The organism is Aeromonas sp. QDB34 (assembly GCF_027705405.1).
Classification (GTDB): domain Bacteria; phylum Pseudomonadota; class Gammaproteobacteria; order Enterobacterales; family Aeromonadaceae; genus Aeromonas; species Aeromonas hydrophila.
This window is the reverse complement of sequence record NZ_JAPDBT010000061.1, coordinates 1-602: the sequence shown is the minus strand read 5'-3', so window position 1 is coordinate 602 and position 602 is coordinate 1. Positions and strand designations below refer to the sequence as shown.

The window sequence follows — 602 nt, the reverse complement described above, 5'->3', positions numbered from 1 at the left end:
TCCTTCATCGCCTCTGACTGCCAAGGCATCCACCATGTACGCTTAGTCACTTAACCATACAACCCCAAGAAGTGTCGGTGAAACCGGCACAGCTTGTTGTCGTACAACAAGGACCAAATAAAATTTGGTTTTCGCCAAGAAGTTTCCAAAGCACTTGTAACAAATGTTTGAGAACTACTTTTTAAATCAGCTTTCCAGATTGTTAAAGAGCAAACTTCGTAAAGAAGTCAAAGACATAGACTGAACACATTGTCCAATTCATGGCTTTTGCTTCTCGCAAATTCAGTACGGATTATGGTGGAGCTATGCGGGATCGAACCGCAGACCTCCTGCGTGCAAAGCAGGCGCTCTCCCAGCTGAGCTATAGCCCCGTAATCGAAGTGGTGGGTCTGAGTGGACTCGAACCACCGACCTCACCCTTATCAGGGGTGCGCTCTAACCACCTGAGCTACAGACCCACTTCGTGTACTGTCTCTAAACTTGAATCAAGGCAATCTGTGTGAACACTCAACAACTTCGTCATCATTAAGGTAAGGAGGTGATCCAACCCCAGGTTCCCCTAGGGTTACCTTGTTACGACTTCACCCCAGTCATGAATCACA

Annotated in this window: 2 tRNA genes and 1 rRNA gene; all 3 read right to left on the bottom strand. The window is 47.0% G+C overall.

What is annotated here, in order from left to right:
* Positions 1-295: 295 nt before the first annotated feature.
* A tRNA-Ala gene (locus OKC29_RS23000) sits at positions 296-371 on the bottom strand.
* Positions 372-381: 10 nt separating this feature from the next.
* A tRNA-Ile gene (locus tag OKC29_RS22995) sits at positions 382-458 on the bottom strand.
* Between the two features lie 73 nt (positions 459-531).
* Positions 532-602: ribosomal RNA gene (locus tag OKC29_RS22990) — 16S ribosomal RNA — on the bottom strand; the annotation flags it as partial.